Here is a 14,531-nt window from a genome sequence, read left to right on the forward strand (position 1 = left end):
GCTCATCGAGCAATGGCTCTCGCCGCTTTACACGCCAACTCCAGCCTCGCTACACGCCTCGCCCGTTACAACGCCCATATGTCCAAAGCGCGAGCTCTGGAAGCCGTAGGGGGTGCCCAATGAGCATGCTCACAGGCTTTGCATTACCCGAGGATCTCCTCTGCGTCAGCCAAGAGGCCGAAGCCGGTTTGCCTATCGACGCCATCACCTGTGCGCTCGACCGTGCCGACTCAGTTCTCATGCTGTTGGAAGACCACTTAGACGGGGATAAACCCTTGCTCTCCAACCGCGTGCTGTCGTCTGTTATTTGGGACGTGCGTGGCACCTTGGGCTTGATCAAAACACTGACCATGTACGGTGATGCCTCCTCTGTGCCGATGGGCCAGAAAGGCGGTGCGCTGTGACCCACTCCTGCACGCTTGGACGCTCCGAGTTTTCCCCTGCCAACGGTAACGGCCAAAACCTGTTTCGAGTGAATGCCGGTATCCCGTTGGAAGACGCACTTGAAGCCGTCCCCCAGATTCTGCACCACGCCAACCAACTGATCCTAGACGCGGCCATCAGCGATGCGGGCGAGCGTTTTAGTTGGCCTGCGTTCTACCTCGGCGAGATGGCCAAGGCGCTGATCGACGACGTGAACGAGGCGTTGCTTGAGTCGAGGACCGCACCATGACTCAGCGCACCGGCAACATCCCAAAACGCCCCAGCTTTGCCGACGTAAAAAGCGCTGCCCTGAAGAACATCGACCGCGTTCTTACTCACTGGCTGCCGAACGGCAAACGCGTCGACGGCGGCAAGGAATACACAGCACCAAACCCGACGCGCACGGACAAACGTGCAGGCTCGCTCAAGGTCAATTTGAGCAAAGGCACCTGGGCGGATTTTGCCACCGGCGATAAGGGCGGCGACCTGATCGACCTGGTGCGTTATATCGATGGCGGCACGGACGTTGAGGCCTGCAAAAAACTGGCGGATCTGCTCAGCGTTTCCGCAGGTTCAGCGACAACCAAAAGCGCACCGACCAAGAACGCAACGCCGGAGTGGATCGCGATTCAGCCGATCCCGGTCGAGGCCATGAACAAATGTCCTGCCAAGCACCGGCAACACGGTGTTCCGTCCAAGGTGTGGATCTATCGCGATGCTCAGGGCCAGCCAGTCATGGCGCTGTATCGCTTCGACCTGGGCCCAGATGAAGACGGCAAACCGAGGAAGGTCTTTGCACCGCTAACCTGGTGCAAGCGCTCCGATGGGCAAACCACACAATGGCGCTGGCAAGGCTTGCCGGAACCTCGGCCATTGCTGCGCCTAGATGAGCTGGCACAGCGTACCGACGTGCCTGTGGTGCTGTGTGAAGGCGAAAAGGCTGCTGACGCCGCTGCTGAACTGATGCAGGAGTATGTAGCCACGTGCTGGCCGAACGGCTCCAACTCTTGGCACAAGGCCGATCTGACGCCACTCAAAGGGCGCACGGTGGTGCTGTGGCCGGATAACGATGCCAGCGGCAAGGCCTGCATGGACGCCATCGAACTCAAGTTGATTGAGCTGGGCGCCGCGTCAATACAACGAGTCTCACTCGACGTGTTCAAGCTCAAGCCCAGCAGCAAAGGCGGAAAACCAACGCTCATCAAAGGCGGAAAATGGGAGGATGGTGACGATGCAGCGGACGCCTTAGCCAAAGGCTGGACCGCTGGCCATGTCGCCGAACTGGTGCGCAACGGCGAGTTTTTCGGCAGTGTTACTGAGCCCACTGAGCCTCAACAAACCAAGGCTAAGGAGCACGCCAAACGCCCTGCGAAATCGAAAAATGACCTGTTGCCGGGCGGCTTTCGCCTGACGCCTGAAGGGGTTTTTTATTCCGGCGACGATGGCGAGGCGCGCCCCGTCTGTTCGCCTCTGGAAATCATCGCCCGCACTCGCGACGACAAGGGCCACAACTGGGGTTTGTTGGTCGAGTTCGACGACCCGGACGGTGCCAAAAAACGCTGGAACATTCCGGCCCGAACCATGACCGGCGACTTCGGTAAGGACGTACTCGGCCCGCTGGTAGACATGGGCTTGCGCCTTGCTGGAAGCCGATCAGGGCGCAACGCACGCAATGACCTGCAGAGTTACCTTGGCGGCTTCGATAGCGCCCAGCGAGCACGTTTGGTGACACGCTTGGGCTGGCACGACAATGCGTTCCTATTGCCCGAAGAACAGATCGGCTCGCACGCCGAACACCTGCACTTTTATGAGGCCGGTGCGCAGTTGCCGCCGATCAGCGAGGCAGGTTCTCTGGAGCAATGGCAGCAGCAAATCGGCGCGCTGTGCGTTGGTAACCACCGCTTGGCGTTTGTCGTTTCTGTGGCCTTTGCAGGGCCTCTGTTGAACATGCTCGGTCATGAGTCGGGCGGCTTCCACCTGTATGGCGACAGTTCCGGGGGCAAAACCACTCACTTGCAGGTCGCGGCCTCGGTTTATGGCGGGCCGCGTCTGGTGCGCTCATGGCGCTCGACGGATAACGCACTGGAGTCAATCGCCGCCGCACATTCGGACGGCCTACTGGTGCTGGATGAAATCGGCATGTGCGATCCGCGCATTATCGGCGAGACGGTGTACATGCTAGGCAATGGCACCGGTAAGGCTCGTGCGAATGATCGAGGACAAGCGGGCCGACAGGTGCAGGAGTGGCGCTTGCTGTTTCTCTCGACGGGCGAAAAGACGTTGGCGCAGCACATGGCGGATGCCAACAAGGAGCTGAAAGCGGGCATGGAGGTGCGCATGCTCGCCGTGCCTGCGGATGCCAGCAAAGGCCTCGGGATGTTCGATGTGCTTAACGGTTTTGAGGACGCTGCCGCCCTCTCCGATGCCCTCAAGGCCCGTGTAGCCAAATACTACGGCACGCCCCTCACCGCCTTCCTGCACGCACTATGCGCGCCAGGAGAAATGCTCAGGTGGTCGGTGATCGTTCGCCGCACGGTGGAGCAGTTCATCAACCAAAACCTACCCGCATCGGCCAGTGGTCAAGCCCAACGTGCCGCCCTTCGCTTTGGCCTCGCAGCAGCGGCCGGAGAGTTGGCCACCGCCTTCGGCGTCACCGGTTGGCCTGATGGCACGGCCACGACCGCCGCACGTGTGTGTCTGCATGCGTGGCTAGCAGAACGCGGAGGCGCCGGAAACTTCGAGGGCGATGCGATTTTGGCGCGGCTGAAGCAGGTCATCGAGCGCTTTGGAGAAAGCCGCTTTACGCGCTGGGAATCTGCCGCCGCCAAGATCGACGAACACGGCCCACGCACGATTGATCGGTTGGGCTTTCGCAAGACGATGGAGCACGGCATGGGCGACGCCTTGCACACCACCAACACCTACTACGTGCTGCCAGAAGCCTGGAGGGCCGAAATCTTCAAGGGCATGAATATCAGTGCGGTGAACAAGGAGCTGCTGCAACGGGGCGTGCTCGAGCCGGGAACCGACGGAAAGGCGTACAGCTTGCTTCGCCTGCCCGGATTAAGGCCTCAACGCTGCTACGTGGTGAGGACCGTTCCGGGAACGGATGAAGGCGAGGCCAAGGCCGCCTGACGGCATGCCTGCTGATCGAGGTAGCGCCGGCTCATTACCGGCCTCGCCAGCCGTTCGACAACCATCCCTATCAACCGCAATACCCAGAGACAATACGAATGAACACTATCCAAGAATTGAAAGACCGCCGCGACCAACTGACACTCGAAGTTGAGAGCATTCAGGGTGACCTTGCTCCCTTCGAAGAGGCGCTGGAAACCCCAGAGGTCATCCAGCAGTGCCGTCAACGAGCCGTGCAGGATGAAATCAACGATCACAAAAGACGCATCGACTCGCGAAAACTGGAGATCAGCAACCTGAATCAAAAGATTCATCGCCTAGAGACCTTGGCAAACCGTGAGAGCTTGGCTGCGGGCTATCTCAGCGATATGGCGAACTGGAAAGCCGACGAGATGGAACTCAACGAAAAGCGCAGCAGCATCGAGACCCGGTTGCAGCAGGTCCGCCAGAGCGATCAGGAAGACATGGTAAAAGCTCGACAAGCTGAAACGGACGCAGCCACCGCTTATGCACAGGCTGTCGCCTGGGGCGATGTAGAGGGCGAGAAAGCCGCTAATGCGGAAGCCCAAAAGGCTGCAAAAAACCTCACGACTGCGGCTGAGCATCACCGCCGCCAACAACTGCTCATCACCGCCCTGGAGCAGGAGCTGGTGACGATTGATCAGCACATTACGGAGGCACAAAAAGAACATGCCAAGATTGAAAAAGAAGCAGCACATCTGGCAAACACGGTATTAGAAGAAAAGTGGAATGAGGCCGCGAAAGCGCTGCTGGAAACAGGCGGTAGGTTGTGGGCCGCACGCGACCTGATCAATCGAGACCCGGTTGCATTGATGAAGCTGGATATCCCTGAACAGGGAGAGCGCTTTGGAAGTTGGACCTGGAATGAACTAGCAGATCGCGCTCGCCAACACAGCCTGATTGACCTACTGGCGGCCTAGCATGAACCTTCCCTGAAGCAGCCTGAGAAAGGCAGGCTGTTTCGGGCCTACCATGGGTCTAACCATGAATAAACCACCACTGAACAATGCTCAGATGCCTGATTACCTAAAGGCCCGAAAGCTGCATTTGAACGGGATAATTGTCGGGATGGCTGGAGTGAAAAAGCTCAACGCAAGAGAAAACAAAGGCACCAAGGTTGAGACTCTCACGATTGATGCAATTGAGGCAGAGCTTGCTTTCATAGACTACCAGCTCAAAAGAAAGGGCGGTTGATGAAGAAGCGGAAGCTTAAGCAGCTTCCGCTTCGTTAGATCCCCCCATTACAAGCGAGGCTTCAGATTTTTCGGCTTCTGATCTCTGCCGGCTGTGGGCTTATGAACGCTTTCGGCCAGAAACGGACGGTCTCTGAAACTAGGGACGGTTCACACTGGAATAGTGTGGGCAACCTTATTGGAATACACATGTACCCAATGCTATAAATTGTCTAACTCACGGCTCGTCTGGCGGTGCATTAGCCCTCTTCATCGATGAAGAGGGTCAGGTTGATCAGGTGAGTGCGGCCAAAGCGACAGATGTACTTTGGCAAGCTTCGCAACGTACCAGGTAGGCAAAGGATGGCGATGCAACCTAGCTGAGATCGCAATAAGCACTTCCCAGGTGGTGTTGTGCCACGCGAAATCCTCTGGGGAGGCAGCCTGGCTCGGCACCTTCACAGAAGCCTCAACCTCATCAGCTGGCGTCTGCCGAAAGCCAATCAGGGCACGTGATATGCCAATGGCATTCATATAGGCATCGGAACCCGTCAGCGTCTGCAGTTTCTTTTGGGGGAACCACCTTTCCTTAGTCACCCCTTCAAGATTTGGCACAATCTCCGCAGTCAATTGATCAAGGGCTTTCTGGTCGCCCAGCAGTGCAGCCATGGTTCCTAGGAGCGGCACCAAAGTCGTGGTTTTGAAGAATCGACCTCTTTGAGTTTCTTTCCCGGAGAACAGGGCCATGGCATCTTCAAGATCATCTGTATCAACCGGCATGATCCTGTTCAGATGCAGAGCGGCATCAAAGCGTTCAATGCACTCACGCACAATGAGTTGGGTGTTGGCCGCATCACCCACGGACATGATCGCGGTCATGGCTATCGAAAGGTCAATGGCTTGTCCGTCATAGACGGGTAGCAAGCATCCGTTGTGCGCGTTGATGAAGGACACTAGGCACCCGTGCATGGCTCGGAGAGTTGCGGTATCGACCTTCAGGGATTGAAGCAACAGCAGTGTGGTGCCCAACCGGCCAAGCTCATCGCAAATCAAATCGATGTAGAGCACCTGATCGGGGCGGTAACGGAGCATGCGTCTGCGGTTCAGAAGTGACGGCATTACGCGCTCGTAGTACCGTAACAAGGCGTTCGCATGGAGCCGCGCAAGCGTTTCGAAACGTTTGAGGAACTGAGTGTCGGTCTGCAGGCCAAGCGTTATAGATTCGCTCCAGAGGCGTAGTAAAAGGTACTCACCTGCGAGCACGCCTGGTTTCTGATTACCCTCAGTTTCGCCCCATACAAGAAGCACAGCCCACCCCATGCCCGCCGCCGCGGCTCGCTTGTGGAATCGGTTAGCACGCGTATTTTCTGATACGTCTTTGTCATCCTCAAGAGCGGCCATGCAGTCATCAACAAACCGAATGAACCTGGAGAATGAAGCCTGCGTATCTTCAAGCCCGGCCAAGGCTGCCCTCAGGTCGGATTTTCCTTTTCCGAGCAGCAAGGCATCGTCAAAGAGGTACTCCTCGATGTAGGGACTCAACTGATCCATGCCCCAGAAATCCAGCGAGCAAAGAGGCGAGAATTCGGCCACCTCTTTCGAGATTGCCGAATAATCTGACTGTGCGTCTTGCTTGAGAATGCCGTTTGAAACCAGGACGATTCGCTTTTTTAGCCCCCGCAGAGGCTCTTGCAGCCGATTCCGGACGTACTCGGTGTACGCTTGGCGGATGGAGGGCGAGATCGCCTGCTGAGCGCCATAGAAGTCGTTCCGGTTCACATTGCCAAATTTGATGATGAACAGGAAAACTTCCTTCTGCCCCTGAGCATCCTCCTTGGTGGACATGACGTCTACCCCCCCCTGATTCACGCCAATCTGAGCACGACTGTGCACGGAATGCCCCATCGCTTGGAGAAGCTCTGGAAGGAGTGCATCCAGCTCATCGCGCTCGCGAAGCCCTGAAAGGTAGTGTGAGAGAACCAGTTGGATGCTCATTGGTCAGCTTCCTTCCATAGGCTCATGATCTTCTGGTCATACAGCAACGGGTCGGCAATCCAGGTCTGAGGCAATTCCATACTCATTTCCTGCGTGAACATGGGAATCATCGTCTCGACGGCCTCGTGATCGTTCTGATGCTCCACTGATACTTGGTTGGAATACTTGAAATGCTGCGCGGTCATGAACATTTCGAACAGGGATCCGACGTGGGCCTTCTCCGTCACCGCCCGATTCTCACTCCGACGAAGGTAGCTGAAGCTCCGCCGCATTTCCGATGACATCTGTAGCTCAGTGAGGTGGGGCAGGGCGTCCAAGGCGCTGCTTTCGGCGGACAGCCTTTCGCCCAGATGCTTGGCGGGAGTTGACTTGGTAAACGGTGACGGCTCTGCTTCAAGGAGACGTTTGCAGGTGGCTGGGTACTCTGTCGCCAAAAAATCGATCACCACACTGGTCGTTGCAGAAATCAGAGGGCTTGGGGGCAGGTCTTCGTTCAAACTCAACACCCAACCAAGTGATACTGGTACAGAAACGTTCAGGGCACACAATCTGCGGGCCACTGCGCTGGTGGATGCCTCTGTGGCCCCTAACAGCGAGAACCTCACCAACTTGGGATGTTGGAGGTACTGGACGCTGACTTCGTGCACCAACGCTTTGCTCAGCCTGTGGTGGCCTTTGTCACCAATCCAGTCGCAGGCCGCCAGGACAAACAAATCAGTAGACGCAACCCGATGGAGGCAGTTCTTTGCGTCATCTACAAGCGTATCGGCGTCCACTCCGGAGGTTTCCGCCTCGCGCCAGAGGGCATAGAACTCGCCCAACAAGGCCTTGCCATCCTGCTCAAGATTGGCTCCGTAGAGGCGGAGGTAAAAATCGTTGAACCGGATCATGTCCATGTGAATTAGCTCCGAGGATGTGGGTAGGTACGCATTAGGATGATACTAAGTCGCACCGTGGCTGCCCCAACACTGATTCGCCAGTAAAGCAATGACAGGTAAAGAATCGTGGAGCAACCAATGGCTACAATCGGCCGTTTGAATCGCCCCGGATTTCTTAAATAGTGATCGTCCGCTTTTGGCCGATTGTGTTGAAAAAGTCGGTCCTTTCAGGCTGTGCAAGTACTGACTGCTGAACATGCCTTTTTTGCGCGCAGCTACGCGAAATCTGAGCCCGGAACCCTATGCTCAAAGTAAAGATTTCAATCTCAAGCGCGTACTTTTCTGCCGTGGATACCATGGGCGACTTTTTCAACAGAATCGGCCGATTTCTGCCGTTTATGGCGGGCAGCAATCGGCCAGTAGCACTCGATCGTCGGGCATCATCTCCCGCCAAAAAGGGGCCTCTGATTGGATTAGCCGACAACTCCAATGCAGCACCAGTTTACACCAGCGGCTGATCGGTTGCGGCTGCACCTGAGTCGCCGATCCAAGAAGGCACAACGCGCCACTGATGATTTTCGCGGATATCAGCTTTCGTTGGGCATGATTTCACAAACCCTCTTTACGTAGTAGCATTTTGCAGTCAGGAAGGGACGCAAGGATTCGATGCCTGGGATAAGTGAGACTGGTTTTGAAGCAAGGAATATGACCCACAGCTCTAATCGAGAACTACGATCACATCCACATCAAGTCTTAATTTCCGCCTAATAAATGGAGAGATTCCAGCTTGATTAATCCAAAGATGGGGCCTGTATATGAAAATTGAATTTATGACCGATCGAGGTTATGAAGGGGCTCTTGCCGTTGAGGCAGGCCCTTTCAAAAAGTGGCTCAATATGAACCATCCTGAGATTGAGGTAGAAACGCCAAAGGATGCGACGATATTTGATCTCCACGACTACTCATACATCATGCCCTTGGTTAGCCTAGCCAGCGATATGTCCTTGCAAAACTATCTCGCGCTTGTAGTCCAATATTTAGAGACCTACACCAGTAACCGCTTGGATGGTGAGTCTGATGAAGTCCAGCTAAGCGCTTTCTATCAAGATGGATCTGTAACAAAGGAATTCAATTTCAAGGGAACCACAGATGCATTGAAGGCCAGCGTAAAAAAATTTGACCTTAACAAGTTTATGGAATCACCTTAATGTACGGGCTAAACCTTCTTGTCACCGAGCTGCCCAGTATTCAAAAGACTATTATAGAAATCCTAATACACATTTCTAGCAGGAATTATGACGATGCGCTTAAGCTAGTTGGCGAGGCGCAGACTGAAATCAACGAATATAAAACCGGCACAACCGAGGACCCGACAAAAAACAATTGTTTTATATATCACGTATTCTTCGAACTACTTAAAAGCCTAGCTTCGTACTGGAAGTGTGTTGAGTCAGAGAAATATTACGATTCTTGGTGCAAACTTCAGGACACTTTGGACTACTTACGTCAACTCAAGGGATTTTATAAACAAGAGAACAAAACTCTTCAGTTCCTGACTCGACAACTACTCTCCATAGAGAAAGTTTACCCTTACAAATATTTCTCAAGCTGCGGTTTTATTATTGAGAAATTTGAGTGCAGCCTTTGCTCTCAGAACATTGATAGCGATAAGTGTCCACATGTTAAAGGCCAGCTATATTCAGGGGAAATGGCAATCGCCATTGCTCGAAACATAAAAACCATCGACCATCTAGCGATTGTTACCAACCCAAAGAACAAACGTCTGGTCTTAGCACCAGACGACTCTAGGCAAGAATTCAACCTCCTCCGATTATTGGTTCTAGAGTTCAACGCAAAAAAATGCTGCCCATTGAGCTTCGCGCAAGTCCACCTCATTGAAAAAATCCGCATCGATCCAGACCATCAAAGAGCCCCGCGAAACTCACCATGCTATTGCGGAAGCGGAAAAAAATACAAAAAATGCTGCATAAAATCAGAGCAAATCCCTCATCTCCACATGGATATCTCTCTCGAGGCGTTTTTTGAAAGCCAAACATCCCAGTTTTAACCGGACAAAAATCTACCGCAGCGCAAAATCTGCACAATGAAACACTAGGAGTAAAGATGGCCAAGGCGAAGCCAGAGATGAAGATGCCAGAATTTATGGTGTTTCTTCGAGCATTAGCAGTTGGATTTCTGATAGCAGAAGTCTGGAGGGTATCATCCTATCTAGGTGATAACTTTGCCCCGAAATTGATCAATGTGAATTTCTGTACTAGAGCCTCATTCGTCCTATGCATAGCGTTGACTTGCTTTCTATATATATTAAAGCGAGGAGGATTATCACATGCTGCTCGCATCGTTCGCAGCGGTAGAGTTGATCTACTTTTAGCAACCATAGTCGGCGCATGTGTTAACGAACTCCTTTCTTCGAAGCTTGAAATATTCCACAAGGTTATCCAAGGTGCCGATCCGTACTGGACACCAGCGATTCTGGCGCTGCTCTGCACAATATTAATATCACCATTAGTTCAAGCCTATCTCGCCGACACCCAAAAAGACACTTCCCAGCTATATTTTTTAGCAGACGATGAAATACAGCAGAAGAATGAAGATGCATTAGGCTCTGATTCTCAAGCTGAATCATTCGCGAAAACCGTGATGGCAAGTAAAGCGCACCCAGGCCTAGTATTTGGCATTGATGGGCCCTGGGGCGTAGGTAAAACGAGCTTCATAAACCTGGCAGCCCGCCACTGGGAAAAACATTCTAATGAAGTAATTGTATGCCGCTTCGAACCACTCCGTTTTGCTTCTGAGCCAGATCTTACGGATAGGTTAATCAAGGAACTATCGGCAACTATTCAGAAAGAAGCCTACGCTCCGGAATTCCGGCCGGCCGCTACGCGGTATTCACGCCTAATCAAAGGCAAAGCAGATATATCCTTCTTGGGATTCAAGCTCGCTGTCGAACCATCACAAGAAACCCTTGATGAACTTTTAGATGACATTGACGATGTGCTTCGAAGAATAGGCCGACGCATTATTATCGTCATTGATGATCTTGACCGCCTAGATGCAAAAACCGCCAATTCTATTTTGTTCGCAACCCGCAGAACATTCAAATTATCACAAGCAACCTTCATACTTTGCTACGACACTGAAATTCTAGCAGGAGTGCAGGAGGAGACCTCGCGCGCACGTGAGTTCCTAGAAAAATTCGTCACTGTGAAGTTCAGCTTATTTGTCGATAGCAATTCCATACGGAATTTCCTGACGAGGGATTGGCGTAATAAAGAGCAGGAACTTGCATCGGTGCCTTCTGACACAATGGTACAGCTTGGCGCTGTGCTCAGCGAGCTTGCGAATATTCTTGAGGGGGATAACGCTGCTAGCTATTTGCCTTTTGTTGGGAATCTTCGAAAGGTAAAACGTTTCGTGAACGCCTTGCTTATTCTACAAATGGAGCGCAGCGACCTATCACGCACAGACTTCAACAAGGTCGACCTCATTAACCTCATATTGCTACATTTATTCTACCCAGGCACCTTCAGGCTAATTTATGCAGAAGAAACAGAAGGTAGATCCGGCCGCTTCTCATTGAAGAGAAATCCTAAATCAGACTACTTCATAAACTCACCAGAGTTCTCGGGACAATTAGAAAATGAGCCAGCTCAAGCTTTCCTGCTACGTCAGCTCTTCGACGCAGAAACTCTAGAACTCCCGCCACGCGCCGACATAGAGCTATCAGTACGAGCCAGTCGCGCATGCTTTAACCATGAAGAATCACGCAATCTAGAAAACTACCTCAAGCTTATTGTAAGATTTGCCACTCCTGAGCCCCAGGATACCTTCGCCCTGTACCAACAAGCTGTTAACGCAGTTATAAATGATGAAAAAGTTGCGACTATCCTATCGTCAAAAAACTTCTATCTACCTGTTCATGAGCGAGCCCATGATCAGTTCTGGAGACTGCTCGTAAATAGCTCCTCCAACTTCAACGATATTGCAGCCGAAGATGCCATTAACACCTTGGTTGAATACCTCCCCCGATATGCATCTATCGGCCGATCCGACGGGAGCCTACGGCATAGATCTATCTACGCACTCTTGAGGCTTTTAGATCGAGCTGGATGGAGTAGAACGGGCGGCAATCGTTTTGAAAACTCTAATGAAAATGTGAGAGAGATAGCTCAACGAATTTTTGGCGAGGAAGAGTACAAAAATAAAGGCCTGATTGATCGACTTGCCAGCGATGATCGAGGTGCGTTGGGGTGGAATGACTTAATGCTATTTCGGCTCCAATGCTCGGCAGATCGCCAAGGCCAACTGCATAATCTTCACAAAGCACTCATAGTGTTTGATCACCCGGACGCAGAAACCTCAGGCGCGGTGGCAAGATTGGCAATCATGGGAATGAGAAAAATCTCCCAAATAATCTTTGCCAAATTCAAAGCCGACTACATTGATAGGAAAGTTAATTTTTACGCTGCAGTTGATGCGATTCCAGTAGAAAACTTTGACACGACGGGACTTTTGTTCACTCATAGAAATGAGCCAAGCATTAAAAATGAAATTGCCAGCAACATACTTGCCAGCCGCTCAGGCGTAAAAGGTTTTGTGATATACCAGCTATGCAATAGCAAAGGCGCGAATGGCTCTGGAGTCGGTTGTGGTTACTACGATGAATCAGGTGTTGAGGACAATCACGGCATATCAAGAATAATTGTTAGTTACGTATTCGGTTTTTGCTTCAACCCCAAGGTTGATGAAGATAACGCCTATCACTTCCTTGATTATTGCCTCTCCCACCTCAGTAACTCATATTTCGAGGGAACGCCAGGTGATGGCTTCGTGGCAGCCAGAAGCGGTTTAATCGGATGCTTCGATATTGAGAGCTTTGCCTGTTATTGGAAAGAGCATGGGGCTTTGGTCCGTGCAAAAGCTGAAGAAACCCCCAACCGGAAGGTAGTGACGTCAAACTATGTCGCTTCCTATACCGACGATTTGAATGGGGTATTCAAAGTCCTTGACGGAATTGTCGATGAGAGAGAGCCAGCATATCTGGACTAACAAATAGCACAGCGACTCGGCCTCGGCGGAACAGAACCAGCGGTCATTGGCCTGGCCGCTGTAGTGGGCATCTTTCCAACGCTTGTACATATTCCCAACCTACCGGACCTCTTGGCCCGAGCGGCTAGAGGATGTGGTCAGACGGCAGGACGCTGTAAGCTAAAAGAGGCCTTCAGGCCCTTTTCGTTAGCGAGCTTCCATAGACTGCATGCTTGACGGCCTTGTGAGCGTACAGCTGTGCAATCCATACTAGGGCCGCCTAGCCCCCGTAGCAAAAATAAAGCAAAGTACCTGCATTGCTCTAGGCAGGAAGCAATCACCCGTCGCTTAAGAATTTCTATAGAAAGAAGGGGTTTAGCGGTCTGAGCGATACATCTCTTAGTGTTGGAAATTACCGTGTCCAATCCATCATTGGCATCAACCGATGTGGGCAAACGGCTGCTTCTGGCAGGTAGCTGCCCTTATAGGCGAAAGCCCCTAAGTCGATGACCTCCCGCCTCAATCATCACAAACCGCTGCTCCAGAGCATCATTGATGTAACACCTATTTGCGGTGTAACACGCATATCGGCAAACCAGTCAGAGCTGTGTAACGCAATAAAAACTATTTAAAATCATAGACTTAAATAATAACGTAACACGCGTAACATCCGTAACACGGTTTGTTAGGGTATCCCCCTAGCCCCATTAGTATTGCTCCTCCAGCGAAGCGAGGTCGATCATGCTCTTGGCTTTAGTTGGATAGTGGGGGCCCTAGCGCATTCTTGAAGATACGGGGTAGGAAACCCGCCGGATCGTGTTAGCGGGAGGGCACCAGCTTAGTGAACAGATGAACCTGGTGAACTCCAGTTCACCTGTGCATATGCCCTACCCTTTTAGCCGTCTGCGAGTACCGTTACCCATACGGTAACGATGCCCTTTTTCTTCAAGATCCTTTCAATTTCAACATTGAAATTTCAGTAAGCTGGTGTGGTTGCCGCTACCACGATCCCGCGGGTTTCATGCCCCGTACTGCTAGTAAATCACCAGGGTCCCCAGCGCTTATCGGCCACGAAACTCCGACGGGTATCGCTACGAAAGATCGATAGCAGGTGAAGGGAAGGTCTTTGGGGTCGCTATCCAGATGAATGCGCTTAGGAATTTGGTGGAGATTGAATGTAGACGATCTGCTTATCTCGACCCACCAACAAGCCGATGACGAGCAGGATCACTCCGAGGAAGAAGCCAACAAATCCTAGAAAGCCACTCACCAAAGTGCCACCGATGGCCGCTCCCGCCGTTTCTGCACCTGAGTGGGCGCCACTGACATTGGTAGCGATATGGCTACCGGTGAAAATAATACCGGACAAGGGGAGCATGAATGCAGCGATGCCCGAGGTCACTAGAAGTCGACGCCATGCTTTGCCAGGAGTGGGAGCATAAATCGCTACGACTAGTGCAATGATCCATGCGACGAAGAACACAATCGCGCCTGTCGCACCGCCAGCCCCTGGCGAAGCCGCTCCGGCGATGGCTACGACCATCGAAAGAAGAATGGCTAATATTAAACCGCCAACCAGCCCTGCAAGAACCTTCATCGTTAACTCCTTTTATTTGCCGAGGCATCGAATATGCTGACGTGATGTATAGCAGCAGAATGCCACTTCTGTCCTGCCGCACCGTTGTGGGCGACCAATGAATTCTCACAGAAACCGCATTTTGTGGCTCTAGCAGTTAGCCTCGTGTATGCCCACGTGTATGCCTAACCGAAACAGAACCTACAAAGCCCAGCAAATCCTGGCACTTTGCAACCCAGTTCAAACGACGCCGGGGCACCAGATATGAAATGAAAAAGCCCC

At 52.4% G+C, this 14,531-nt stretch carries 12 protein-coding genes; 9 read left to right on the top strand and 3 right to left on the bottom strand.

Annotation, left to right across the window (positions count from 1 at the left end):
* Positions 1 to 119: 119 nt before the first annotated feature.
* From BFP90_RS05485 to BFP90_RS05505, 5 genes are all read left to right on the top strand, one after another.
* Positions 120 to 404, top strand: a complete 285-nt coding sequence (locus tag BFP90_RS05485; RefSeq protein ID WP_065895903.1) for a hypothetical protein — start codon at positions 120 to 122, stop codon at positions 402 to 404.
* Positions 401 to 673, top strand: a complete 273-nt coding sequence (locus tag BFP90_RS05490) for a DUF3077 domain-containing protein (RefSeq protein WP_065895904.1) — start codon at positions 401 to 403, stop codon at positions 671 to 673. The genes BFP90_RS05485 and BFP90_RS05490 overlap by 4 nt, the downstream gene beginning before the upstream one ends.
* On the top strand, positions 670 to 3,558 hold the full coding sequence (locus tag BFP90_RS05495) for a DUF927 domain-containing protein (RefSeq protein WP_065896178.1): 2,889 nt from the start codon (positions 670 to 672) through the stop codon (positions 3,556 to 3,558). Before BFP90_RS05490 ends, BFP90_RS05495 begins: the two co-directional genes overlap by 4 nt.
* A gap of 98 nt (positions 3,559 to 3,656) precedes the next feature.
* Positions 3,657 to 4,499, top strand: a complete 843-nt coding sequence (locus BFP90_RS05500; RefSeq protein ID WP_065896179.1) for a chromosome segregation protein SMC — start codon at positions 3,657 to 3,659, stop codon at positions 4,497 to 4,499.
* Positions 4,500 to 4,563: 64 nt separating this feature from the next.
* Positions 4,564 to 4,773, top strand: coding sequence for a hypothetical protein (locus BFP90_RS05505; RefSeq protein WP_256097457.1), 210 nt, complete (start codon positions 4,564 to 4,566; stop codon positions 4,771 to 4,773).
* 248 nt (positions 4,774 to 5,021) lie between these two features.
* On the opposite strand, the gene BFP90_RS05510 is transcribed toward BFP90_RS05505, so the two are convergent.
* On the bottom strand, positions 5,022 to 6,746 hold the full coding sequence (locus BFP90_RS05510) for a hypothetical protein (protein WP_065896181.1): 1,725 nt from the start codon (positions 6,744 to 6,746) through the stop codon (positions 5,022 to 5,024).
* Positions 6,743 to 7,642, bottom strand: a complete 900-nt coding sequence (locus BFP90_RS05515; protein ID WP_065896182.1) for a hypothetical protein — start codon at positions 7,640 to 7,642, stop codon at positions 6,743 to 6,745. The genes BFP90_RS05510 and BFP90_RS05515 overlap by 4 nt, the downstream gene beginning before the upstream one ends.
* A gap of 284 nt (positions 7,643 to 7,926) precedes the next feature.
* Here BFP90_RS05515 and BFP90_RS28755 point away from each other — a divergent pair, with 284 nt between their 5' ends.
* The 4 genes from BFP90_RS28755 to BFP90_RS05535 all read left to right on the top strand — a co-directional run bounded on the left by BFP90_RS28755 (position 7,927) and on the right by BFP90_RS05535 (position 12,694).
* The gene (locus tag BFP90_RS28755; RefSeq protein WP_176718017.1) at positions 7,927 to 8,142 is read left to right on the top strand and encodes a hypothetical protein; all 216 of its coding nucleotides are present in this window, start codon (positions 7,927 to 7,929) and stop codon (positions 8,140 to 8,142) included.
* Positions 8,143 to 8,439: 297 nt separating this feature from the next.
* On the top strand, positions 8,440 to 8,832 hold the full coding sequence (locus BFP90_RS05525; protein ID WP_065896184.1) for a hypothetical protein: 393 nt from the start codon (positions 8,440 to 8,442) through the stop codon (positions 8,830 to 8,832).
* Positions 8,832 to 9,692, top strand: a complete 861-nt coding sequence (locus BFP90_RS05530) for an SEC-C metal-binding domain-containing protein (protein WP_065896185.1) — start codon at positions 8,832 to 8,834, stop codon at positions 9,690 to 9,692. Before BFP90_RS05525 ends, BFP90_RS05530 begins: the two co-directional genes overlap by 1 nt.
* A 56-nt stretch (positions 9,693 to 9,748) precedes the next feature.
* A complete protein-coding gene (locus tag BFP90_RS05535; protein ID WP_065896186.1) occupies positions 9,749 to 12,694 on the top strand; it encodes a KAP family NTPase in 2,946 nt (981 codons plus the stop codon).
* A 1,132-nt stretch (positions 12,695 to 13,826) separates the two neighbouring features.
* Here BFP90_RS05535 and BFP90_RS05540 read toward each other — a convergent pair.
* Positions 13,827 to 14,270, bottom strand: coding sequence for a hypothetical protein (locus BFP90_RS05540; protein ID WP_065896187.1), 444 nt, complete (start codon positions 14,268 to 14,270; stop codon positions 13,827 to 13,829).
* Positions 14,271 to 14,531: the final 261 nt, after the last annotated feature.

Source organism: Pseudomonas sp. 24 E 13, assembly GCF_900004715.1.
GTDB classification, from domain to species: domain Bacteria; phylum Pseudomonadota; class Gammaproteobacteria; order Pseudomonadales; family Pseudomonadaceae; genus Aquipseudomonas; species Aquipseudomonas orientalis_A.

Bases quoted from the DNA above. Each gene is read 5' to 3' on its own strand.
- BFP90_RS05485 (WP_065895903.1), top strand. From the start codon at position 120: ATGAGCATGCTCACAGGCTTTGCATTACCCGAGGATCTCCTCTGCGTC.
- BFP90_RS05495 (WP_065896178.1), top strand. From the start codon at position 670: ATGACTCAGCGCACCGGCAACATCCCAAAACGCCCCAGCTTTGCCGAC.
- BFP90_RS05500 (WP_065896179.1), top strand. From the start codon at position 3,657: ATGAACACTATCCAAGAATTGAAAGACCGCCGCGACCAACTGACACTC.
- BFP90_RS05505 (WP_256097457.1), top strand. From the start codon at position 4,564: ATGAATAAACCACCACTGAACAATGCTCAGATGCCTGATTACCTAAAG.
- BFP90_RS05510 (WP_065896181.1), bottom strand. From the start codon at position 6,746: ATGAGCATCCAACTGGTTCTCTCACACTACCTTTCAGGGCTTCGCGAG.
- BFP90_RS05515 (WP_065896182.1), bottom strand. From the start codon at position 7,642: ATGGACATGATCCGGTTCAACGATTTTTACCTCCGCCTCTACGGAGCC.
- BFP90_RS28755 (WP_176718017.1), top strand. From the start codon at position 7,927: ATGCTCAAAGTAAAGATTTCAATCTCAAGCGCGTACTTTTCTGCCGTG.
- BFP90_RS05525 (WP_065896184.1), top strand. From the start codon at position 8,440: ATGAAAATTGAATTTATGACCGATCGAGGTTATGAAGGGGCTCTTGCC.
- BFP90_RS05530 (WP_065896185.1), top strand. From the start codon at position 8,832: ATGTACGGGCTAAACCTTCTTGTCACCGAGCTGCCCAGTATTCAAAAG.
- BFP90_RS05535 (WP_065896186.1), top strand. From the start codon at position 9,749: ATGGCCAAGGCGAAGCCAGAGATGAAGATGCCAGAATTTATGGTGTTT.
- BFP90_RS05540 (WP_065896187.1), bottom strand. From the start codon at position 14,270: ATGAAGGTTCTTGCAGGGCTGGTTGGCGGTTTAATATTAGCCATTCTT.